The sequence below is a fragment of the Sporosarcina sp. genome, assembly GCF_029257255.1.
Classification (GTDB): domain Bacteria; phylum Bacillota; class Bacilli; order Bacillales_A; family Planococcaceae; genus Sporosarcina.
Genome location: NZ_JARICI010000015.1, coordinates 65,748 through 89,048, shown reverse-complemented (window position 1 = coordinate 89,048; position 23,301 = coordinate 65,748). Strand labels below are relative to the sequence as shown.

Genomic DNA, 23,301 nt, shown 5'->3' with positions numbered 1-23,301 from the left:
CAAATGCTTCTATTGAGACAATTCAAAGTGCAATAGATACAGTCTCAGCAGAGCGTTCTAAACTTGGGGCTACACAAAACCGATTAGAACATACAATCAATAATCTTGGTACTTCTGCAGAAAACTTAACGGCTGCAGAATCACGCATCCGCGACGTGGATTATGTCTTAGCTGCGTAAGCAGTGACAGACACAGTCGTCCTGACTGGTAACGGTCAGAGAGTACGACCGGGTGAATTGCTGGAAACCCCTGAAACTTTTCTTGCCACAACGTAACTGGAAACGGTAAGCGTGAAGGCTTGAAAAAAGAACAGATTGGGCAATCAGCAGCCAAGCTCCTGTCTCGAAAGAGTGGAGAAGGTTCAACGACTAGGATAAACCATCTAACGCGCTAAGCTATGATGATGAAATCCGTAGGAAACGTAAGTGTGAGTAACTTGCCAATCCGAAGTGCCCGGCCCCTACCCATAGTGGAGGGTGAAGATATAGTCTAGTCATTAGTGAAAGCTAATGTTCGCACGATGGCGAAAGAGATGATGGACTTCACGAAGAACAACATCTTAACTCAAGCAGCTCAGGCTATGTTGGCTCAAGCGAACCAGCAGCCTCAAGGCGTACTTCAGTTGTTACGTTAATATGGTTGCAGACACGATCCGAGAAATCGGATCGTGTTTTTTTTAGTGCGCCCAGCATGGATGTAGTCTATAGGGTGCAAGTGCCGAACTGTGAAGGCAGAAGTAGCAGTTAGCTTAACGCAAGGGTGTCCACGGTGACGTAGAATCTGAAGGAAGCGAGCGGCAAACTTCTGGTTTGAAGAACACGAACTTCATATAAGGCTAGGTACAATTGGGGAGAGTTTGCTTAACAAAAAGAAGCCCTTTCTGCTGAAGGTTGTACAGAGTAAATGAAGCAGATAGATGGAGGGAAAGACTACAATCTTACCTGGTGAGGTCTGACTGATACGCCAAGTACACTTGAACCTATCCAGTGATGGACAGCTGAACAGTCAGCAGAAGCCATAGTACCGTTTTATCTCGAGAGAACCATGGGAGACTTCAAGATGGTGGAGCAGAACTGGCATAAGAAGAACCGTTGTTCACGGAAAGAGGCGTATCGAATGTTGATGAAAAAATCGTTTCACGGGAGAATCTACTGTCTGCATTGAAACGTGTAGGACGCAATAAAGGTAGCCACGGTGTAGACGAAATGCCCGTACAAAACCTACGAACGCATATCGTAAAACATTGGGATTCCATGAAAAAGGAACTTCTAGGGGGAACCTATGAACCGCAACCAGCGAAGGTACCAGGTCCCCACACAATTCACTGAACAAACTCACTGACTTTTTTCAAAACAATAAGTCACCAATTGGCTAACGGATAATCCTGTCTGCTGTCTGATCATAGCTAAAACTTCGCGATGGGCTTCAGAGAGCACAATTTGATAAGCAACAGTATCAACAGCAACTATTGACACTTGCTGAAATATATTAAAAATGGTAACTTGGCAAACTGTCTTTTTTTCTGCACAAAACAATGCATTCAGCTTATCCAACTTTTCATTAATTTCAGCTGTTGGTTTAAAAAATTTAATGGAAGCAGGCAAGTACACAGTTGTTCTTTTGGCAATCGTCCGCAATGGCAATTCAACTGCTGCTTTTCTGTACATCGCGTCATGCATCCAAAGTGAAGTGAGCTGCAAAAAATAGATAATCTGAAATTGGTCATATAAAATCAATCGGTTTTGTCCGTCGGTTTTGAATTGCAGTCTGAATTTATGAAAAAGCAGGGTAATCAGCTGCCGGTTTTCTTCTGCTGAAAAGCTCTCCGTCGATAAGATGACTTTTGTCATTTTCCCGTTAACTATTTTCAAATGACCGTCATCCTGATACCACCAGGACAGCGCTTCTTCGGTCAAATATTCATTAAGGAAATGAAACGGCACTCTTTTCTTGCCGTCAGGATACCATGTCTGATAAAGGTCCGTTATCCGTTCATGTGTCCTGGATTGAACTACATAACATTCTGAAAATCCTTTTGTTAACCGTGCATCGATGCATTTCCTATAGGCTGGCGTAGACAACGGCACAAAGTCCTTCAGTTGCTCATAGCAATATGCCGACCAGCCGAGATCCTCAATACGATGAATAAATTGGAACCTCGGCTTTCGCCCCGCTTGCTTAGTTATGCAACCATCCCCGAGCAACTTTCCGCAAATTCGAGAATAAAAAATTTTGTATCCCTCCATTATCCACACCGCCCTATTAGAATATATGTTCCTTTTATAATATCATACCTCTAATAATCACACTATCGCATTCAATAGATGGCCAAGTAGAAAAACCTCTTCATTTGTCGATATGAAAGGTAAGATGAGCAGCAACGGAAGGCGACAGCTATATATGAAGAACAGCCTAATAAAGAATTGGAATTCCTTAAACAACAGCTGGAACACGTGAAGCAGAAGGATCGTATACTTGCCGAGATCGAGATGAGACTTCACAAAATGAAAAAGATTGCGGAGTACGCAGCGGCACATCGTCTTTCTCAGAATGAGAGCACCGAGCTGAATAAGCAGGTGCAGGAACATCACGCCGAGATTCGGTCTTTGGAGAATTATTTGTCTTAATATCTTATTTCTATTGCTATCTATATGGAATTGAACGATCAGTGAAAAGAATATATAAATTTCTTTCAGAACTTCAGAAATGTTAAAGCTGCAAACACATAGACGGGATGAAAAATGTAAATTCCGCCTGTGATATTGGGCTTTTTTAGCTTAGAAATATTTGGATAAATTAAATATGCTAGTAAAGTCTTTTGACCTACTTGTTTTGTACCCATATTTATCTGAATTGTATTACATATTACCCAAGTCTTTAGAATATCCAAATTATACCGATATAAGAATATCGAATAAAATTTAGGAGGTTTGGAAGATGCAGTCTATTGAGCAGTTAGTTTATAAAGATACTATGAAGAAGAATAAAGTAATGGCAATCACGATGGGCATTACGCTGTTTGCGGCGGTTATGCAGGCTGCGGGGTTTAAAGAAACAGAAACCGTGATATTATACAGTCTCGATTTACTAGGAGTTATCGGATTTTATTTCCTATTTACCAAGTGGTTAAAAAAGCCGGAGTGGTATGCTTATGCGGCCATTTTTAATGTGTTCACGTTTGCTTTGGTTGGCAGTATCCTCTTTGATGGCGGCATGAAAGCAGTCATCATTAGTATTTTCCTTGCCATTTACTCTGCTGTGCAGTTGAAGTTACGGCCGTTTATTTTCGGATATACGTACGGTTTAGTCCTGCTGGTAGTTAACCGTATTCTGAGTGCGGAAGTGATGGTCAGGGAACTATTCAGCTATGCTTTTCTTCTATACTTGCTGCTTGGATTCATGTTCATCGCTATCATGCGATTGACGACCGGGCAGTTCAAACAAGTTGCCGCTTTTACGCAAGAGTTTGCTGAAGATGCGAAAAGGCAGGAGGAAGAAAAAGCTATTCTAGAAAAGAATGTGACGGAAATTATCGAGAGTATTTTCGGTATGAACGAGCGTATTCAGCAAAATATGACTTCACAGGACAATATGACGTCCGTTGTAGAAGAGATGGCGGACGGCAGTCAGTCGCAGGCCGATCAAATTTCAACCATTGCGCAAAATACGGTATCTATGAAAGACGGCATCTCCTCTCTATTCAATTTAGCAAATGATTTGAAAAAGGAATCGAGCGAAGCAAACGGAGTGGCGGTTGAAGGAAATGATCAAATTGATATCCTTTCATCAGACATGAGATTATTGAAAGAGGATATTGCTGAGTTACACGAGACTTATCTTTCATTATCCAATAAATTGAATGAAACGAATGAATTCGCCGCTCTCATTAAAGGGATCACGGAACAGACAAACTTGCTTGCGCTCAATGCCTCTATAGAAGCTGCGAGGGCTGGGGAAGCGGGCAAAGGGTTCGCGGTTGTCGCTGACGAGATCAGAAAATTAGCTGAGGTGACTAGAAACACAACAGAAAAAATCACAGCCAATCTGTCAGAATTGAACGATAGCAATCGGGTTGCTTTTAAGAAGATGACGGAGAGCAGTGAAAAGATTGAACAAAATGCGCTGACGACGGAACAGGTTTCAAATCAGATTTTAAAGATTGCTTCGACATTGCAGCATTTGGATGACGGGCTGGTACAGTTCGCATCCTCTTCCACTGAAATGATTGAGCAGTCTGCAGAAATTGAAGACTCGACGAATAATTTCGCGGCAATTGTCGAGGAGAATTCAGCCAATTTACAAGAAATGAGCAAGATTATCGACAATTTAACTTCCGACAGCCGGATTACGGCAGAGGAAATGGATAGTACAGCTCAAAAGGTTACTTCTTTGCATAATGGGAATGACGAAAACGGACTGCTCAATTGAGCGGTCCGTTTTCGTATGCCATTACACGTAATAAAAGAAATAGATAATTAGTAGTTATTGAGCGCCTGCAATTCAAAGCTGAATTCTTTCCATGAATGAATTTCATACTTTGGTTGAATCGTTGTGTTATTCGCGCGGCCGCTCGGGTTGAACCAGCAGGTGTCGATGCCGGCATTGAGACCGCCTTGAATGTCTGATGTCAGCGAATCGCCTATCATCAGCACTCGGGAGGGATCCGTGACGCCAAGTTTTTTAAAAGTATAGTCAAAAATTTCGATTTGCGGTTTCTTGAAGCCGGTTTCTTCGGAGCAGATAATTGCCTCGAACGTATCATGCAGCGGTGAGCCGTCAATGCGGGCGAGCTGGGCGAGTGTAAAGCCGTTCGTTAAGATAGCGAGGCGGTAATCGGTCAAACTTGAAAGCATTTCTACAACGCCGTCGATCAAATGTGATTCATTGCCCAGGTTTTCAACATACAGCTCCCCGAAACGCTGGGCGTCCATTTCAAGTTCATGCTGCTCGAATAATCGCCGGAAACGTTCCACTTTCAACTCCTCAAGTGTGATGCGTCCTTGCTCAAGGTCATCCCAAATGACCGAACTGATGGCACGATAGCTGTCGCGGTACGCTGCCAGGCCGTCCGGCAGACCGAAAGTGGTAAAAGTATTGCCGAGCGCATGCTTTTCTGTCTCATCAAAATCAAACAATGTATCGTCTAGATCAAATAAAAATAACTCATAGGACATAAAGAAAGACTCCTTTTTCTACAATTGCTACCAGTATAACATGTGAAAAGGCGAGGTGGTCGCAAAGTCATGAAAACAGGTACGTATCATATATTTTGCAGCATGGTCGTGCGAGTGACTTATGAGTCATCCGAATTCTCGAATTCGATCCAACAAAAAGGACTGCCATTCGGCAGTCCTTTTCCGTTTTAAAACTTATACAGTAAACCGTGCAATTGCATGGTTTAATTCTTCGCTTAAATCTGTCAGCGTTTCGGCAGCATCTGTTACAGACTGGATGGCGCGCTGCTGTTCTTCGGTCGATGCGCTCACTTCTTCGCACGCGGCCGCGGTTTGCTGAGAGGTGGCCGCCATGGTTTGAATAATGTTCGTGACATCGTCTTTTTGCTTGCTGACAAGATCTATTTCTTCTGTGATTGCCTGGATGGACTCCCGCATGTCCTCCATGAGTGCGGACAGTTCCCCGAAAGTATTTTCGGTATCTTGTACGACGAGTTCTTGCTGACGGAACGTGGCAATTGTATCGTCCATTTGCTTTGTTACGACAGCCGACTCGTTCTGCAACTGTTCAACAGTGTGACGGACATCCACTGTTGCCTGTTCAGACTGCTCGGCAAGTTTACGTACTTCATCTGCGACGACTGCGAATCCTTTGCCGTGTTCGCCTGCACGGGCAGCTTCGATACTGGCATTGAGTGCCAATAAGTTGGTCTGGGCAGAAATGTCAGTGATGGTATCCATAACGCTGCCAATTTCTTTCACTTTATTACCGAGTAAAGCGATTGCTTCGTTCATGGAACGTAAGTCTGTTCCTGATGACTGGAAGGTCTGGGCGAGATTGGCCATTTGAGTCTGTCCTTCTTCGTTCATCTGGCCGGTGCGTACTGCTATATTGTTCATCGTGAGTGCACGTTCCGTAATGCCATTGATTTGACGGCTCAGTTCTTCAGCGTTTTCTGAGACTGTTTCAGCGTCTTCTGCAGAACGCTGGGCACCCTCTGCAATTTCATTCACGGCATGGGCAACTTCTGAGCTTGACGCATTGGTTTCTTCTGCCACTGCGCTCAAACTTTCAGAGTTCATGCGGACGTTGTCTGCAGATTCATGGACGACGGTAATGATCTCGTGCATGCTGGAAATCATGCCGTTAAAGTTGTCGCTCAGCTGGCCAATTTCATCCTGTGAGTGAACAGTAGACTGCACAGTGAGATCGCCTGCAGATACTTCATCCATCGACGTACGGAGCTTTGCAACGGGCTTGAGCAAATGATTGATCAGGAAGTAGAGGAAAGTGCCGACGATAATCAGCAAGATTCCTGAGATGAGCATAATAGAGCTGCGTAATTGCTTGGCCATGCCCATCAGCTTATCTGTTTCATAAATAATTCCTACTTTCCAATTAAACTCCGACATAGTCGAATATGCCGCCATTTTCTTTACGCCGTCTTCAGCTGTGTAATGAAGGGAACCGAATTCGTTCTGCTGCATTTTTTTGGCGTATTCAAGATCACCAATATTTTCTCCTGATCTCGTCGGATGGGAGATTGCCAGCCCATTCTGGTCAAGCAGTACAGGCGCGCCTTCAAAAGGAATATCGAGTTCTTTCAGCTTATCGGTAAGCGAAGTCAGCTCAATGTCCATAGCGATGACACCCTGCAGCTGTCCGTTCTTCACGATTGCCTGTGAACCGGTAATCATATAGGTTCCTGTAGTGGAATCGGAATATGGCGGAGACCATACCGTTTCGCCTACGTGTTCAGCAGCAAGCTTGTACCAGTCTCTTTCAGTCGGATCATAGCCCTCCTCAGTGCTTGGGGGATACATATTTTTATCTGGAAGCGTGTAGTAGATGGAAGACGCGTCCAAAAATATATCCAGATTATCCACTAGTTTATCGGTTAGCTGCTTTTCGGTGACTAGCTCACCATCAGCTCCGGTGAAATTTTCAACAGAATAGGATTGACCGATTGCTTGAAGGCCTTTTGTATATTGACCAATGAAGTTTTCGATCGTATAAGTCATCTGGTCTGCCAGTGCTTCACTTGAATTCTGGACTTCCTGCATCGAAATTTTCTTTACTTGTCCATTTACCATCCAGATCATCAACAGAATACCCAGAGTAAAAAGTATAATGGCTGAGCCGATGATTTTTGTCTTCAATGATTTTTGCATGGTTCAGTTCCTCTCCTATATAAATAATATGTCTACCATTCTAATGTCGGAGAAATTGACTCATATTCCATTATATTTTACTCTCCGTAATTAAATGTTTCATGTAAGCGTTTTAATTGTTCATGTATTAGACACAATTCTATTTATATGCATTTTTGTGAATTTAATCCTCCGAATACCCTTTGACTATGACGATAAACGCATAAACAGATAGTAAAAAGGGGACGTAGCCCAAAACGGTAGCATCCCTATTTATTGTAAATGAATAAAAAGCCTGTCGAAATTACTCGACAGGCTTCTTTGTATTTCTTATAGGCAGGCTGCACCTACAATGATGAGTAGGATGAATAACACGACGATCAAGGCAAAACCGTTGCCTGCGCCGCATGGTCTTTCACATCCCGCTCCGCCGCCGTATCCATATCCGCCAAATCCGGACATTTTGCCACCTCCTTTTCGTAATGAGTGCAAATCAATATCAGTACCCTAGAAATCCTGCGCCTACAATGATCAACAAAATAAACAACACAACGATCATTGCAAAGCCAAATCCTCCATTGTAACCTGCTCCGCCAACTGCTTCACCCATAGTTACTTCACCTCCAAATGTGGAACTACCCTTATCGTATGCAAATATTTTCAGATTGCCTTGGCTTTAGGAAAGAAACCTTAGAATTTTTTCTGTAAATTTCTAAATGGTAATTCGGTGTTAAATCTTTTGGCCTTGACCTCAGGGGAAAACTATTCATAGTAAAAATAAGATAGGTAAATAAATCTATATGAATGATCATTCATTCATGGTAACTTATGTATACTAGATTGGAAGTTATGGGATTAGAGTGAGGGGGATGGAAGTTGGATATCGTAGTATTAAAGCAACAAGATTGGATAATGAAAAACAAAATTATGGGGCTGGGATTTGGAATTGCTTCAGGACTGGGGCTGCTGGCGCAATTTATTCAAAAATCTCCAATGGCAATCATTTTGTCTGTTGCGATACCGTTCGCAATAGCGTCCGTGCTGTATTTTTACTTTTTACTCACGAAGCATAAATTTATTACCAACGCACTGCCGATATTCTTATTACTAATGAATTTCGCTATTGCGGTAGGGGTCATCTTTTTTTCAGAAGCGAATTTAGGATCACTCGGAATTATTATTCTATTGCTGGTGCTTGGGGGAATACACGGGAAGATGTCAATCATGGCATTCGGCTATGCGCTCAGTCTGATTGCGCTGTTATTAAATAATGCAAACTTTGTCGATCCGGCATTAGTGGCGGCAAGCGGCAAGAACCTTATTTTGCTTCATTTCTTAGGCGGTGTAGTGTTATTTTTGGTTGTACGCCAAAACGCCCGAAACTTTAAACAAGTTGAGGAATACGCAGAATTGACAGCGGAAAAGATGCGCAAAGAAGAACAGATTGCTCAAAAACTGGATCGGGCAGTAGAAAAGATTACGAGCAATTTGAGTCATCTGCAAGGGAGTTCTGAAACATCTGTCTCTTCTCAGAGGGAAATGCTAACAGCCATCAATGAAGTAAGCGCTTCAAGTCAAGATCAGGCGGACCACATAATGGAGATCGCTGAAAGCACTGAAAACACACATAGTTCTGTCACGCGTATATCGAAACAGATGGGGGATCTGGCGGGACAAGCAGATGAAGCGGGTCTGAAGGCAGAAGAAGGAACACATCAAATCAATGAATTAAAAGAACAAATCCACCGTTTTTCAAAATTCTTTGAAGAACTGGATGAAACGTTCGCGATTCTGTCCAATAAAATTAAAGAGACGAATACATTCGCAAGTAATATTAAAGAAATCACAGAGCAGACGAATTTACTGGCATTGAATGCAAGTATCGAGGCGGCACGTGCAGGTGAAAAAGGGAAAGGTTTCGCCGTCGTTGCAGATGAAATTCGAAAACTTGCAGGTCTGACGGACGAAACGCTGAAGAAAATTGATAAGAACTTATCGGAAGTCAACACGTTTAATGAATTGTCAGTAGGCAAGCTGTCAGACGGTCTGAAGCAAGTTGCTGAGCAGGTGGAAGTAGCAGACAGTTCGAATAAATCTTTCACTGATTTATTCGGTACGATGGTCACGCTACAAAACGCCTTGCATGCATTCATGGATGATTTTGAATCCATTGCAACAAGTAGCGAAACCGTTTCAGAGCGTACTGTCGAATTCGCTTCAATTATTCAGGAAAGCACAGCAGCAATTGAAGAAATGAATGCAACGCTTACCGAACTGACGAATGAACAAGAACAAATCGCGCAGTATATCAATGAAACACATGAAGAAGCAGTGCAGCTGCGCATGTGATGGCGGGCTGCCCGTTCGAATAAACATTTGCCGCTAATGAATGATCATGGGCAAAGGGGCTGGGAGGAAACTTTGGTTTCGTCACAGTCCTTTTTGATTGCGCGCGAAAAAGAAGGTTGAACGAACCAAACGGGCCGGTTGCCGCCACATGTCAGAATTCACAGGCAAAAAAGCCGCAACATCGCGTTGTGACTTGCCTGGCGGCTATTCGTACACTTTAAATTGCTCTACTGCCATACTTAGATCTTCACTTAGCCGGGTAAGTGTTTCGGTAGCTTCTGCAACGGCGCCGATTGCATGCAACTGTTCATCGGTTGAAGCATTCACCTGTTCACAGGCTGCAGCTGATTCCTCTGTCGTTGCCAGCAAGTTCTAGATTTGTGCTGAGACATCGTTCTTATGAACATCCATTTCCCGAAGGTCGTCGCTCACCAGTTGGATGCGGAAATGAATGCTGCAATGATCATAATATTTCGTAAGCCAGCAGCGAGCGCGTTCATTTCAGACACTTCATACACTACGCCAAGCTTCCAACCAAGTTCAGGAATCGTTGTGTACATATCGACTTTTTCTGATCCATCATTCTTGAAATTAAAATGACCTCTTTCATCTTTATACATTTTTGCTACGTACGATTGATCCATTAAATTCTCACCGACAGATGTAAGGTGCGCAATGACTGTACCTTCAGTATCTAGAAGGAAGGCGTGGCCGTTATACGGGATTTCGCTCGCTGAAATCTCAGCGGACATGGTAGCCAATTGAATATCAAGTCCTGCGACACCAATCACTTTGCCATTGTTGCGAACGGCTTTAGAAGCACTGATGACCGGCTCTTCAGTCGCTTCATCGATATAAGGCTTTGTCCAGTGAACTTCACCGGGTGCTGGCACTGCATTCTGAGACCATTCACGTGTCGTAGGATCAAAGTCAGATAAATCGAGATAAGGACGAATTGTCGTTTCTTTTGTAGTGAAAGACATATAGTTGCCGGATACGTTTGGATAGGTTTTCAAGACATTATCGAGTGCTTCCGCAAGTTCAGCCTGTTCCTCAACAGTCGCCTGTGTGTAGTTACTAGACTCTGTTAGAATCTCCAGCCTTTTTCATACTGCTAGCAGGTAAGTAATTAGTGTGATGTAATTTGTTTTGATTTTAATAATAGTGTTCGTCTTGTTGCGTTGGATTTTGAAAAAGGACAGCAAGATCTACATCCTCTCTACTCACAATCGAAAAATTTCATTTGACAGACTCAACATCATCTGTTTTATTCCGATACTATAAGTAACAATGCAGTTATGAAGACGGGGGGTCCCATTATGGTAAGCCGAATTGGCAGTGGATCCGCACCCCAACCAGTGCAAACAACCTTTGAGAGTGCGACCATTGAAAACGATAGACCAGTAACTGAAGTACAGGCAATCAAAGACCCCAGGCAGCAGACTTCGCCTGAGGAAAGAAGAGAGCTGACGAAGAGTGAAGCCAGACAGCTGACTGAAGGCATGAACAAGTTCCTCGAAAGTGTCAATACCCAGCTGCGTTTTAAATTTCATGATAAGCTGAATGAATACTATGTAGCGATCGTAGATTCAGAGACTGACGAAGTCGTACGCGAAATTCCACCCAAGAAACTGATGGACATGTATGCGTCAATGAAAGAATTCGTCGGACTATTAATAGATCGCAAAATTTAAGGAAAAGGTGTGAAGCCCTATGAGAATTGGTGGATTAGCATCCGGTATGGATACAGATCAAATTATTAAAGATATGATGAAAGCGCACCGGATCCCGCTTGATAAGATTACACAGAAAAAACAGTATACGACTTGGCAGATGGAAGATTATCGGAGTACAAACCGAGATTTGAAGAAACTTAGTGATAAGTTGTTGACTGACTCTATATTGCAGAAAAACTATTTGCATAAAAGTGTGAACGTTTCTGATGAAACTGCGGTTAGTATTCGGTCAGTAAGTGGTTCAAGTGATTTTTCTGGTTCATTGGAAGTTAAGCGGTTGGCAAAACAAGCAACTTTGCAAGGTGGCGAAATTACACAAAAATACACGGACAAACAAATTAAAGAATCTACATTAGCCGAATTAAATTTAAGTAACAGTGATAGTAAAATTTCTATTGAAGCTCCAGGACGAGGTATAGTGGAAATTGAAATTAAATCTACCGATACTATATCAAGCGTACTAAAAAATATAAATGATAATACAGGTGTTAACGCTTTTTATGATTCACATACTGGAAAAATCGCGATGTCGTCAAAGGAAAGTGGAGAGGGCTCAATAATTGTTAAAGATGTAACAGGTGATTTAGCCGAAAAGTTAAAAATATCAAATGACCCTAATTCAATAGTAAAAACTGGAGCGGTTTCAGTTGCAGGACAAAACGCCAAATTCGTGTTTAATGGATTAGAAACTGAACGTCCATCCAATACATTTCAAATCAATGGTTTCGAAGTGACACTTAAACAACCTACAACGTCAGCCGTAACATTTAGTTCAAGTGCAGATTCTGATAAGATTGTTGATTCTGTAGTCCAATTTGTAAATGATTATAATGAAATGATTGAAAATCTAAATAGCAAAATTAAAGAGAAAAACTTCAGAGATTTTCATCCGCTTTCTGATGAACAAAAGGCAGATATGAAAGAAAAAGAAATCGAGCTTTGGGAAGAAAAGGCGAAAAGTGGTACATTACGCAATGATCCGGCAATTTCTAGTATGTTATCAAAGCTTCGAGGAATTATGACAAAGGAAGTAATTGTTGGTGAGGACGATAATGGCCAACCCATTAAAATGACTCTAGCTGATTTAGGTATTACACCGTCTAAAAGTTATTCTGATAACGGTAAACTAATGATTGATGAAAATACATTGCGCAAAAAAATTGCTGAGAACCCAGATCATGTATATAACTTAATTGGTCGTGACGATAAGACTGTCACCAATAATTCTGGTATTGCTCAGGACTATAGAAAAGCTTTACAGGATGCACAAAAGACTATTTCAGCAAAAGCAGGATCCTCAACAGCAGTCAACGACACTTTCGCCTTGGGACGTTCCCTAAAAAGCATGGACAAACAAATCGCACGCTTTGAAGATAAACTACAAATGATGGAGACACGCTACTACAAGCAGTTCGCTGCAATGGAACGTGCGATCCAGCGTGCAAACGCACAGTCTGCACAGTTAATGCAATCACTAGGCGGCGGCATGTAAATAACTTTGTAAGAAAAAGGAGATTAACATAAAATGGCTACAAACAATCCTTATGCAGCATATCAAAACAACTCGGTGACGACTTCTACGCCTGGCGAATTGACTTTGATGCTTTACAACGGATGCCTCAAGTTCATTCAGCAGGGGAAAATGGCGCTGGAAGAAGGTAATCTTGAAGAGAAGAACGTGGCGATCCAAAAAGCTCAAGCGATTGTGACGGAATTGATGTTGACGCTGGATACATCCTATCCGGTTTCCCAAAACATGTTGGTGCTGTATGAGTTTGTCAACAGCCGTTTGATCGATGGCAACATCAAAAATGATCCTGCGCTATTTGATGAGGCATCAGGCATCATTAAGGAATTCCGTGATACGTGGAAGCAAGTCATCCAGGTGAACCGCACGAAACAGTATGCCAATGTGAGTGAGATATGATCCGGGCTGCTTTGGCCATGTGGCGTGAACGTTCTCGGCAATTGATTGAGTTAACAAAAAATGTAGACGAAGAAGAGCGAGAAAAGGTTATCGAGCAAATCGAGCAGTTGCTGGATGACCGCGATAAACTGCAGGCTCATATCGTCCAACCATTCACAGCGGAAGAAGAAGAGGCGGGGCAAGAAATTGTTCGGCTTGAAAAAGAAGTACAAGCTAGTCTTGCCCGTTTCATGAAAGAAATCCGCGTGAATATTATGGAAGCTCAAGCGAAAAAAGAGAACATGAGTAGCTACGTGAATCCTTATGGAAATATAAACCCTGACGGTGCCTACTACGATACAAAGCAATAATGACCGGAAGAGAGCGCATCTCTTTCGGTTTTTTTACATGAAATTTTGATTGGAAGGGAGAATAGCTTATGCGCTATAATCGGCATGACTATTTCCGGTATGAATTCGAGCCACGTCTTCCCGCAAAGTTCCGAATTCAACTCGAAGGAGAAGAAAAGAAGTTATCAAATGAAGGGGAATGCGAACTGCTGGACATCAGTACAGGCGGCGTAAAGTTTTTCACGTTTCTTAATTTGCCGTTTCAGTCGAAGAAGCTTGCACTGCAATTGGAATTTACGCTTCATCAGCATCCGTTTAAGTTATTAGGTGTTGTTGTCTGGAAACACGAAGCGGAGCACGGCTTTCAGTATGGCTTTGAATTCGGCGAAGAACAGCAGGCGGATGCGTTGATAATTGAAGAATTGAAACTGCGTAAACGTACTGAAATTCAGGCCGAAAAAAATCCAAAGAAAAATTATGAGTGATTTTTATTCAGCCAGGCAAAGATTCTTGGTGGTTCAGCAAATTTCTTGAGTTTGTAAAAGGGTTTTAAGGGTACTATGTAGAAGTATAGTAGTGAAGGTTCAATTAAAGGAGGAGTTCATATGTTAGACTTTAATATCCGCGGTGAAAACGTCGAGGTAACTCCGGCGATCAGAGAGTATGTTGAAAAGAAAGTTGAAAAACTGGAGCGTTATTTCTCAGAAGAAGTAAATGCGACAGCTAATGTAAATTTGAAAGTTTACAATGATAAACAGACTAAAGTGGAAATCACTATCCCTATGAAAAACTTGACACTTCGTGCAGAAGAGCGTCATAACGATATGTACGCGGCAGTTGACTTAATCATCGACAAGCTCGAGCGACAAATTCGTAAATATAAAACTCGTGTCAACCGAAAGTCCCGTGAGCGCGAAGGCGTAGCGGCTTACTTCCAATCAGTAGAGGGAAATAACAGCGCGGCAGACCAAGTAGAAGAAGACAATGACTTCGACGTAGTACGTACAAAGCAGTTCGACCTGAAGCCAATGGATCAAGAAGAAGCCATCCTTCAAATGAACATGCTAGGCCACAACTTCTTCATCTTCACTGATGCAGAATCAGACGGCACACACATCGTCTACAAACGTAAAGATGGTAAATACGGCCTGATCGAAACTAACTAATCTATCCAAGCAAGTGATGAGCGCCTAACGGCTTTCATCACTTGCTTTTTATTCATTGTTATTTTACATAGAATGTTTGATGTAACTTTATTCAGTCAGAGAGCTATACGATGTTACTTCTACATACTCAGGGATTGAAGCGGAACGCGTCCGCCTGCAGCGCAAATCCCGCTTTTAACACAAAAAATTACAGCAGACCATTTGCACCAGCCTATTGACAATGTTAAAATGGAGTGTGACTCAAAAATTACTGATACTTGATGAAAAAGCCCCAACAACTTGCAGGAAAACCTGCTTGATTGATGAAGTTAATGAGGATGTGACATAAATGCTTGGCGTATTAAATAAAATGTTTGATCCGAACAAACGTGACCTGAAACGTCTAGAAAAAATAGCAGACCAAGTCGAAGCATTAGCTACCGACATGGAACAATTGTCAGACGAACAACTAGCTACGAAAACTGACGAATTCAAAGCACGCTATCAAGAAGGCGAAACCATCGAAGACCTGCAAGTTGAAGCATTTGCGGTCGTTCGTGAAGCAGCTAAACGAGTGCTTGGACTGTATCCATTCCGCGTACAAATCATGGGTGCCGCTGCACTGAACGAAGGTAACATCGCAGAAATGAAAACCGGTGAAGGTAAAACACTGACTTCTACACTCGCCGTTTATTTGAATGCGCTGACAGGCAAAGGTGTGCACGTCGTAACAGTCAACGAATACCTGGCAAGCCGTGACGCGGAAGAAATGGGCCAGCTCTATGAATTCCTTGGCATGCGTGTCGGCTTGAACCTGAACAGCATGGGCAAAGACGAAAAGCGTGAAGCGTATGAATGTGATGTAACATACAGCACAAACAATGAACTGGGCTTCGACTATTTGCGGGATAACATGGTTCTCTACAATGAACATAAAGTACAGAAACCGCTTCATTTCGCCGTCATTGACGAAGTCGACTCCATTTTGGTGGACGAAGCGCGTACACCGCTAATCATTTCCGGTCAGGCTGCGAAATCGCAGGAACTGTACCGTTTAGCAAACCGTTTCGTGATTACGCTGAAAAAAGAAGAAGACTATTCATTTGATGAATCAACGAAAGGCGTCGTTTTGACGGAGTCCGGGATTGAAGCAGCGGAGAAAGCATTCAGTATTGACAACTTATTCGACCTGCAGCATGTTTCGCTCAACCACGCGATCAATCAGTCATTAAAAGCGCATGTCAGCATGCATAATGACGTGGATTATGTCGTTGAAGAAGGTGAAGTCGTTATCGTTGACTCCTTCACGGGACGTCTGATGAAGGGCCGCCGCTACAGTGACGGACTACACCAGGCGATTGAAGCGAAGGAAGGACTCGAAGTTCAGAACGAGTCGATGACGCTTGCGACCATCACGTTCCAGAACTATTTCCGTATGTATGAAAAACTTTCCGGAATGACGGGTACGGCGAAGACAGAAGAAGAAGAATTCCGCAATATCTACAATATGAACGTCATTGCGATTCCGACGAATAAACCAATTGCGCGTGACGACCGTCCGGATTTGATCTATGCATCGATGGACGGCAAATATAAAGCAGTAGCGGAAGATATTAAAGAACGTCACGAAAAAGGCCAGCCGGTATTGGTCGGTACGGTAGCGATCGAGACATCTGAAATTATTTCCGCATTCCTAAAGAAATACGGCATTCCGCATAACGTTTTAAATGCGAAGAACCACGAACGTGAAGCGGAAATCATTCAGGACGCCGGTAAAAAAGGTGCTGTAACAATTGCGACAAACATGGCAGGCCGTGGTACAGACATCAAACTTGGTGATCATATTCAAGAAGTCGGCGGTCTTGCGGTAATAGGTACAGAACGACATGAATCCAGACGTATCGATAATCAGCTCCGTGGACGATCTGGACGACAGGGAGATCCCGGTGTTACGCAATTTTATTTGTCACTCGAAGATGAATTAATGCGCCGATTCGGTTCCGAACAAATGAAATCGATGATGACGAAGCTAGGTATGGATGATTCCACGCCGATCCAGTCCAAAATGGTTTCACGATCTGTAGAATCTGCGCAAAAGCGCGTCGAGGGTAATAACTTTGATTCGCGGAAACGTCTATTGCAGTATGACGATGTACTTCGCCAGCAGCGTGAAGTAATTTATAAAGAACGTAATGAAGTGCTGAGTTCTGATAATATCCGTCCTATCTTGGAAGGCATGCTCCAGTCAGCCATCGAACGCGTTGTAGCGCTCCATACAGACGAGAAGCAAGTGTTTGCCAAAGGATTGAAAGATTATCTCGAAGCGAACTTATTGCCGGAAGATACGGTGACAGTCGAGGAGCTAGAAAATAAAACTCCTGAAGAATTGCAATCGATGATTCACGGATTGGTCATTGACCGCTATAATGAGAAAGAGCAGGAAATGTCCGAAGATCGCATGCGCGAATTCGAGAAAGTTGTCTTGCTGCGTGCCATCGATACAAAATGGATGGACCACATCGACGCAATGGATCAGCTGCGTAACGGAATTCATTTGCGCGCGTACGGACAGAACGATCCACTCCGCGAATACCAGGCAGAAGGATTTGCGATGTTTGAAGATATGCTCATGGCCATCGAAAACGATGCAACCAAGTATGTCATGAAAGCAGAAATCCGCAACAACTTGGAACGCGAAGAAGTCGCAAAAGGTCAGGCCAACAACCCGAAAGAAGGCAGCGAACCCGCAGCCAAAAAACCAATCCGCCGCACAGTCAACATAGGCCGTAACGACCCTTGCCCATGCGGCAGCGGCAAAAAGTACAAAAACTGCCACGGCAAAGATTAAGGATACTTTATTCAGGTTGCTAATTTAAGGCGGTTAGTTCCTTCGTTAAGAGGGGGACTAAGTTGATCGTAGCGCAGGGCGGCGACTCCCGGAGGCTCAAGCCACGCCCTCGGGAAAGCGTCCGCCTGGAACGCAGATCAACGCTGCCGTAACTACAAACTGAATTTTGCTAAAGCAAACACTCAGAAACAACAACTCAGGAGGAAACAATTATGATGGAATTATCCGATGTTCGGAACGAGCTCGACAAAACAGCTAAGAAATTAGCGGACTTTAGGGGGTCTCTTTGACTTAGAAAACAAAGAGGCACGAATGCAGGAACTAGACGAAATGATGCTCGAGCCAGGCTTCTGGGATGACCAGGATGGCGCGCAAAAGGTCATTTCGGAATCCAACGCACTAAAAGACATCGTCGGCGAATACAACGAACTAAACGAAGAACAAGAAAATCTTGAAATGACTCATGAACTGCTGAAAGAAGAGGCAGACGAAGAACTTCAAGAAGAACTTGTTTCCGAATTAAAAGAGTTCAAAGGACGAATGGATAAATTCGATCTGCAAATGCTATTAAGCGATGAATTCGATAAAAATAACGCGGTACTCGAACTGCACTCAGGCGCTGGCGGAACCGAGTCTCAGGACTGGGCCTCCATGCTTCTCCGTATGTACACACGCTGGGCTGAGCAACACGGCTTTAAAGTCGAGACACTTGATTATCAGGCAGGTGACGAAGCGGGCATAAAATCCGTTACGTTAAGCATCAAAGGTCACAACGCTTACGGTTATTTGAAAGCGGAAAAAGGCGTTCACCGTCTGGTCCGTATTTCACCATTCGACTCTTCAGGAAGACGACACACATCGTTCTCATCCATTGAAGTCATGCCTGAGTTTGACGGCGACATCGATTTAGATCTGAAGACAGAAGACATCAAGATCGACACGTACCGCTCAAGCGGCGCCGGCGGTCAGCACGTCAATACAACAGACTCAGCTGTACGGATGACACACATTCCAACAGGCGCAGTCGTCACATGTCAGACAGAGCGTTCACAGATCAAAAACCGTGAGCGCGCGATGAACTTATTAAAGGCGAAAATTTATCAGATCAGAGTAGAGGAAGAAGAAGCGCGCCTTGCTGAAATTCGGGGCGAGCAAAAAGAAATCGGCTGGGGCAGCCAAATCCGCTCCTACGTTTTCCACCCGTACTCCATGGTAAAGGATCATCGTACCAATGAAGAGACTGGTAACGTCAGCTCCGTCATGGACGGCGAACTAGACCCATTCATCAACGCATACTTACGTTCAAGAATATCCTAATCAAAAAAAGTGCAGAAATGCACTTTTTTTGTGTATAGAAATGATGAAAAGGAGTATGCTACTTTGTATGGCAGTTTGGGATTTTATCTTCGGGTGGTACGCTTTCCGGAGGGCTCGCGGAGTCGACCGTCCTGCGCTTCAATCCTAGGTTTTATGCACAAGGACTAAGCAGGTGGTTGTAAATTAGTATGTAAATTGATGTTTCTTTTTTTAAAAGAGTAAAGTTCAAAACAACCATACACCGTATTTCAACATTAAATTATATGGGCAACAAGCCGGCGAGTTGCCTAAAGTATTCAAACTACAAGTTAATTTCTAACTCAAATATGAAGCAAGGGACTTGCTTGTACCATATATATTCTGCTATTTTCTGCTGTATTTTAATCAAAATAGTGCAATAATAAGTCTTGAAAGACCACCCAGTGGACCGGAGTGGAGGGCGGCGACTCCCGGAGGATCAGCGTGTCAGGTGAGACCCTGGACTGAGCGCAGCGAGGGAAGCGGCTCACCGCACGCCCTCGGGAAAGCGTCCGCCCAGAACGCAGGGAAACGGTATTCTTCTACACACCAGCTCCCGAACGCGTCCCCGTCTGCAGCGGAAACCCCCACCTACCACACAAAATCTCCACACAAACTTAAAAAACCATGTTTAAACTTCAACATTCATGTCAATACTATATAGTGTACTCAACATAAATCTGCCCAAACCACAAAAGCATACGACAACATTTCAACAAAATTTGAAAACTTGTCAATTCTGCACGATGTGAGACGGAAAAGATTTGGTATACTTAACAATGTTAGAAAATATTTAGCAAGAGGGAGGATATTGCATGAAGAACAAATTACTAGCTACACTATTCGGAGCAGCACTAGTACTCGGCGCATGTGGCGGAGGCGGAGACAAAGCTTCTGACACACCTGCGGACACAAACGACAGTGGTGCTGAAACATCAGGTGTAGATGCAGAGAAAGTCGTACAGACTAGCTGTGTATCTTGCCACGGATCTAACCTGGAAGGACAAGGTAACGCTCCTTCAATAGCAAAAGCAGGCGCAACTCACACGGAAGAAGAACTCCATGACATTATAGTCAACGGTCAAGGTGCTATGCCTCCAATGCTTAAAGGCGAAGAAGCAGACGCAGTGGCTGCTTGGTTAGCTGAGAAGAAATAATATTGTAATAATCGGTCGTTCTCAAGAATCCTTGGGAACGGCTTTTTTCTTTCGTGGTGAGCATTCGGCAGCTTTTTCCTTTAATTCACATACTTTGACCATTTGATACATAACTGTAATACTTGCTGTGTCGAATCATGCTATAATTGAATTGGCGAATATGAACAGAAAACAAAATTCAGGTGGTTATAACTGTATGATTGTTATGAAGAATGTCTACAAAAAGTACCCGAATGGCGTTGTCGCCTCTAATGGAATCCATGTAGAGATAGCCAAAGGCGAGTTTGTTTACGTCGTCGGGCCAAGTGGAGCAGGAAAGTCCACTTTTATTAAGATGATGTATCGGGAGGAAGTTCCTTCAAGCGGTACGATTTATTTCAACGGTACTGACCTCACGAAGATGCGCAGCAAAGAAGTACCATACTTGAGAAGGCAGATCGGCGTGGTCTTCCAAGACTTTAAATTACTTCCAAAATTAAATGTTTACGAGAATGTGGCCTATGCGCTGGAAGTAATTGAAGAGACTCCGAGTGTCATTCGTAAAAAAGTGACTGAGGTGCTCGAACTTGTAGGGCTGACGCAGAAAGCACGAATGTTCCCGAATGAATTATCAGGCGGTGAACAGCAGCGGGTGTCGATTGCACGATCAATCGTCAACTCACCGAAGCTTGTTATTGCTGATGAACCAACAGGAAATCTCGATCCTGATACTTCTTGGGAAATCATGAGTATTTTCGAACGGATCAACCAGCAGGGTACAACTATTGTCATGGCTACGCACAACAAAGAAATAGTAGATACGCAGCGGCACCGAGTAATTCAGGTCGAAGGCGGTCTCATCACTCGAGATGAGTATGAAGGAGAATACCGCTATGAAATTTAGAACATTTAAACGTCATATGCGGGAAAGTTTCAAGAGCCTCAGCCGGAATAATTGGATGACTTTTGCATCTGTCAGTGCCGTCACTGTTACGCTGCTGCTCATTGGCGTGTTTTTTGTCATCATGATGAATTTAAATCAGCTGGCAGATAATATCGAAAATGATGTAGAGATTAAAGTAGTGGCAGATCCAGGTGCCGATGAAACGGCTGTCCGGCAACTTCTCGTAGAAATAAAAAAGACGCCGGGTATAGAAGAAGTGGTGTATTCGACACGGGATCAGGAGCTTGAGAAAATGATCCAGTCATTCGGGGATGAGCTTGCGCTGTATAAGCAGAGCAATCCGCTCGGTGATGCATTTTACATCAAAGCAGCCGATCCGAAAGATACCGCAACACTGGCCAAGAAACTTGGTACTTATGAGTATACATACGATGTGGAATATGGAGAAGGCAAGGTCGAAAAGCTGTTCAACGTCCTGAAAATCGGACGTAATGTTGGACTTGCGCTTATTCTCGCTTTATTGTTCACCGCGATGTTCCTCATATCCAATACGATCCGTCTGACGATTGTGGCAAGACGGACTGAAATCGAGATCATGAAGCTCGTAGGTGCAACCAATAGCTTTGTACGGATTCCATTCATGCTTGAAGGAGTATGGCTGGGGATTTTTGGCGCGATTATACCGATGATTTTGGTGACCGTATCCTATTCTCAGCTTTATAACTTATGGGAATCCAGATTACAGAATGAATTATTTCATTTGCTCGACCCGATGCCGTTCTTATTGCAGTTGAACGGATTGCTTCTGTTCATTGCGGTATTCATCGGCGTGTGGGGCAGCTTTATGTCCGTACGTAAATTTTTGAAAGTATAAGAGTTTGGAAGGGGGAACTGGGATTTGATAAAGCGACACCGAATCCTTTCAAGTGTTTTGTCGGTCTTGCTGCTGACGACAGTAGTTGGCAGTGCAGGCGTATCGGCAAGTACACTGAAGGATCTGCAAAATGAAAAAAATGCGGTAGAAAATAAAAAGAACAGTCTAAATTCCACGATTCAAAAGAAAGAAAATGAAATACAGGTCAAACAGACAAGAGCAGAAGAGTTGACGACACAGATTAAAAAGCTCAATGCAAAAATTGATGAAACGAACAACAACATGAACCAATTGATTGCAGAAATGAATCAGACGAAAAAAGAGATTAAAGAGCTGAAAGAGTCCATTAAAGCACTGGAAATCCGTATTGCAGAGCGCGATGAAGTATTGCGTGATCGCGTGCGGGTAATGCAGGTGAAGGGCGGCAAGGTCAGCTATCTGGACGTACTTCTAGGTGCGAACAGCTTCTCAGATTTCATTGACAGATTCTCGGCAGTTACGACGTTGATGGATGCAGACCGTAAAATCATCGTCCAGCAGGAGGAAGACATAGCGCAGCTTGAAGATGAAAAAGCGCAAGTCGAGACAAAACTGGCTGAACAGGTAGAACGCAAGAAGAAAATTCAGGCAATGAAAGATGAATTGGATGCTAAGAAGAAAGAAAAGAATACGCTTGTTAATAAATTGCAGGCTGAGCAAGAGAAACTTTCAAAAGAGAAATCCAGTTTAGAAGAAGAATATAATGACGCAATTGAAATTAGCTCAGAGCTAGAAGGCCAGATTGTTGCCGAGCAGGATCGTCTAGCTGAAGTAGCGCGTAAAGCGGAAGAGAAACGCCGTGCCGAAGCTGCAGCAAAGCGAGAGCGTCAGCAAAGCCAGTCATCAAGCAGTGGCGGATCTTCAGCGTCTTCAGGCAATCTGCCAGCAGTATCAAGCGGATTCTGGACGAGGCCGACAAATGGACGTTACAGTTCAGGGTTCGGATGGCGTACACACCCAATCACTCATGCAAAGAAACAGCACCGCGGTATTGACTTAAGTGCGCCTATGGGAACTCCGGTTGTAGCAGCCGGTGATGGCGTCGTATCGTATGCGGGTTCTATGAGTGGATTCGGTAATGTCATTATGATTACTCACTCTGTCGACGGAAAAATCCTGACGACTGTGTACGGTCATTTATCTTCGATTAGTACAAGCTCAGGTGCGCATGTTTCAAAAGGACAATATATTGGAGCGGTTGGTTCGACAGGCTTCTCAACAGGACCTCACCTGCACTTTGAAGTTCACGTTGGAAACTTCTCAGCATCCGGTCCAAGCGCGGTCAACCCTTTGCATTACGTGTCTTTTTGATATAAGATAAAATGAAAACCTGCCATTTGCGGCAGGTTTTTTA

At 43.4% G+C, this 23,301-nt stretch carries 23 protein-coding genes and 1 pseudogene; 17 read left to right on the top strand and 7 right to left on the bottom strand.

What is annotated here, in order from left to right:
- Positions 1-179: flagellin (locus Q1J64_RS04240; protein WP_301107846.1), on the top strand; the 179-nt coding region annotated here is incomplete at its 5' end.
- A 341-nt stretch (positions 180-520) separates the two neighbouring features.
- Positions 521-634: pseudogene (locus Q1J64_RS04235) on the top strand (flagellin); the annotation flags it as partial.
- A gap of 700 nt (positions 635-1,334) precedes the next feature.
- Here Q1J64_RS04235 and Q1J64_RS04225 read toward each other — a convergent pair.
- Positions 1,335-2,246 carry an endonuclease gene (locus Q1J64_RS04225; RefSeq protein WP_301107838.1) on the bottom strand — a complete coding sequence of 304 codons (912 nt, stop codon included), beginning with the start codon at positions 2,244-2,246 and terminating at the stop codon, positions 1,335-1,337.
- Between the two features lie 691 nt (positions 2,247-2,937).
- Between Q1J64_RS04225 and Q1J64_RS04220 the strand changes: the two genes are divergently transcribed.
- Complete coding sequence (locus Q1J64_RS04220) at positions 2,938-4,428, top strand: methyl-accepting chemotaxis protein (RefSeq protein WP_301107837.1); 1,491 nt, start codon at positions 2,938-2,940, stop codon at positions 4,426-4,428.
- Positions 4,429-4,475: 47 nt separating this feature from the next.
- On the opposite strand, the gene Q1J64_RS04215 is transcribed toward Q1J64_RS04220, so the two are convergent.
- Positions 4,476-5,174: a YjjG family noncanonical pyrimidine nucleotidase gene (locus Q1J64_RS04215; protein WP_301107836.1), complete on the bottom strand. Its 699-nt coding sequence runs from the start codon at positions 5,172-5,174 to the stop codon at positions 4,476-4,478.
- Positions 5,175-5,243: 69 nt separating this feature from the next.
- On the opposite strand from Q1J64_RS04215, the gene Q1J64_RS04210 reads away from it, so the two are divergent.
- Positions 5,244-5,366: a hypothetical protein gene (locus tag Q1J64_RS04210; RefSeq protein WP_301107835.1), complete on the top strand. Its 123-nt coding sequence runs from the start codon at positions 5,244-5,246 to the stop codon at positions 5,364-5,366.
- A 3-nt stretch (positions 5,367-5,369) separates the two neighbouring features.
- On the opposite strand, the gene Q1J64_RS04205 is transcribed toward Q1J64_RS04210, so the two are convergent.
- From Q1J64_RS04205 to Q1J64_RS04195, 3 genes are all read right to left on the bottom strand, one after another.
- Positions 5,370-7,346 (bottom strand): methyl-accepting chemotaxis protein, encoded by a 1,977-nt coding sequence (locus Q1J64_RS04205; RefSeq protein ID WP_301107834.1) that lies wholly within the window; start codon positions 7,344-7,346, stop codon positions 5,370-5,372.
- A gap of 309 nt (positions 7,347-7,655) precedes the next feature.
- Entirely contained in the window at positions 7,656-7,787 is a 132-nt protein-coding gene (locus Q1J64_RS04200) for a YjcZ family sporulation protein (protein WP_301107833.1), read from the bottom strand.
- Positions 7,788-7,824: 37 nt separating this feature from the next.
- Positions 7,825-7,935, bottom strand: a complete 111-nt coding sequence (locus Q1J64_RS04195) for a YjcZ family sporulation protein (RefSeq protein ID WP_153720652.1) — start codon at positions 7,933-7,935, stop codon at positions 7,825-7,827.
- Positions 7,936-8,237: 302 nt separating this feature from the next.
- Between Q1J64_RS04195 and Q1J64_RS04190 the strand changes: the two genes are divergently transcribed.
- Positions 8,238-9,674, top strand: a complete 1,437-nt coding sequence (locus Q1J64_RS04190; RefSeq protein ID WP_483315945.1) for a methyl-accepting chemotaxis protein — start codon at positions 8,238-8,240, stop codon at positions 9,672-9,674.
- A 204-nt stretch (positions 9,675-9,878) separates the two neighbouring features.
- Here Q1J64_RS04190 and Q1J64_RS04185 read toward each other — a convergent pair whose 3' ends face one another.
- Positions 9,879-10,043, bottom strand: coding sequence for a hypothetical protein (locus Q1J64_RS04185; protein WP_301107831.1), 165 nt, complete (start codon positions 10,041-10,043; stop codon positions 9,879-9,881).
- Between the two features lie 59 nt (positions 10,044-10,102).
- Entirely contained in the window at positions 10,103-10,768 is a 666-nt protein-coding gene (locus tag Q1J64_RS04180) for a cache domain-containing protein (RefSeq protein WP_301107845.1), read from the bottom strand.
- Between the two features lie 225 nt (positions 10,769-10,993).
- Between Q1J64_RS04180 and flaG the strand changes: the two genes are divergently transcribed.
- From flaG to Q1J64_RS04120, 12 genes are all read left to right on the top strand, one after another.
- A complete protein-coding gene (gene flaG / locus Q1J64_RS04175) occupies positions 10,994-11,368 on the top strand; it encodes a flagellar protein FlaG (RefSeq protein ID WP_301107830.1) in 375 nt (124 codons plus the stop codon).
- Positions 11,369-11,387: 19 nt separating this feature from the next.
- Complete coding sequence (locus Q1J64_RS04170; protein ID WP_301107829.1) at positions 11,388-12,902, top strand: flagellar hook-associated protein 2; 1,515 nt, start codon at positions 11,388-11,390, stop codon at positions 12,900-12,902.
- A gap of 33 nt (positions 12,903-12,935) precedes the next feature.
- The gene (gene fliS / locus Q1J64_RS04165) at positions 12,936-13,337 is read left to right on the top strand and encodes a flagellar export chaperone FliS (protein ID WP_301107828.1); all 402 of its coding nucleotides are present in this window, start codon (positions 12,936-12,938) and stop codon (positions 13,335-13,337) included.
- The gene (gene fliT, locus Q1J64_RS04160) at positions 13,334-13,687 is read left to right on the top strand and encodes a flagellar protein FliT (protein ID WP_301107827.1); all 354 of its coding nucleotides are present in this window, start codon (positions 13,334-13,336) and stop codon (positions 13,685-13,687) included. Before fliS ends, fliT begins: the two co-directional genes overlap by 4 nt.
- Before the next feature lie 68 nt (positions 13,688-13,755).
- Positions 13,756-14,151: a PilZ domain-containing protein gene (locus Q1J64_RS04155; RefSeq protein ID WP_301107826.1), complete on the top strand. Its 396-nt coding sequence runs from the start codon at positions 13,756-13,758 to the stop codon at positions 14,149-14,151.
- A 120-nt stretch (positions 14,152-14,271) separates the two neighbouring features.
- The gene (gene hpf / locus Q1J64_RS04150) at positions 14,272-14,832 is read left to right on the top strand and encodes a ribosome hibernation-promoting factor, HPF/YfiA family (RefSeq protein ID WP_301107825.1); all 561 of its coding nucleotides are present in this window, start codon (positions 14,272-14,274) and stop codon (positions 14,830-14,832) included.
- Between the two features lie 328 nt (positions 14,833-15,160).
- Complete coding sequence (gene secA / locus Q1J64_RS04145; protein ID WP_301107824.1) at positions 15,161-17,659, top strand: preprotein translocase subunit SecA; 2,499 nt, start codon at positions 15,161-15,163, stop codon at positions 17,657-17,659.
- Between the two features lie 215 nt (positions 17,660-17,874).
- Positions 17,875-18,976, top strand: a protein-coding gene (prfB, locus tag Q1J64_RS04140; protein ID WP_301107844.1) for a peptide chain release factor 2 whose coding sequence is annotated in 2 segments (ribosomal slippage) — positions 17,875-17,946 and positions 17,948-18,976 — 1,101 coding nt in all. Because the reading frame shifts where the segments join, the coding sequence is not laid out codon by codon here.
- An 833-nt stretch (positions 18,977-19,809) separates the two neighbouring features.
- Positions 19,810-20,151: a cytochrome c551 gene (gene cccB, locus Q1J64_RS04135; RefSeq protein WP_301107823.1), complete on the top strand. Its 342-nt coding sequence runs from the start codon at positions 19,810-19,812 to the stop codon at positions 20,149-20,151.
- Between the two features lie 196 nt (positions 20,152-20,347).
- Positions 20,348-21,034 (top strand): cell division ATP-binding protein FtsE, encoded by a 687-nt coding sequence (gene ftsE / locus Q1J64_RS04130; protein ID WP_301107822.1) that lies wholly within the window; start codon positions 20,348-20,350, stop codon positions 21,032-21,034.
- On the top strand, positions 21,024-21,908 hold the full coding sequence (gene ftsX, locus Q1J64_RS04125; protein ID WP_301107821.1) for a permease-like cell division protein FtsX: 885 nt from the start codon (positions 21,024-21,026) through the stop codon (positions 21,906-21,908). The genes ftsE and ftsX overlap by 11 nt, the downstream gene beginning before the upstream one ends.
- Before the next feature lie 24 nt (positions 21,909-21,932).
- Positions 21,933-23,258: a murein hydrolase activator EnvC family protein gene (locus tag Q1J64_RS04120; protein WP_301107820.1), complete on the top strand. Its 1,326-nt coding sequence runs from the start codon at positions 21,933-21,935 to the stop codon at positions 23,256-23,258.
- Positions 23,259-23,301 lie beyond the last annotated feature (43 nt).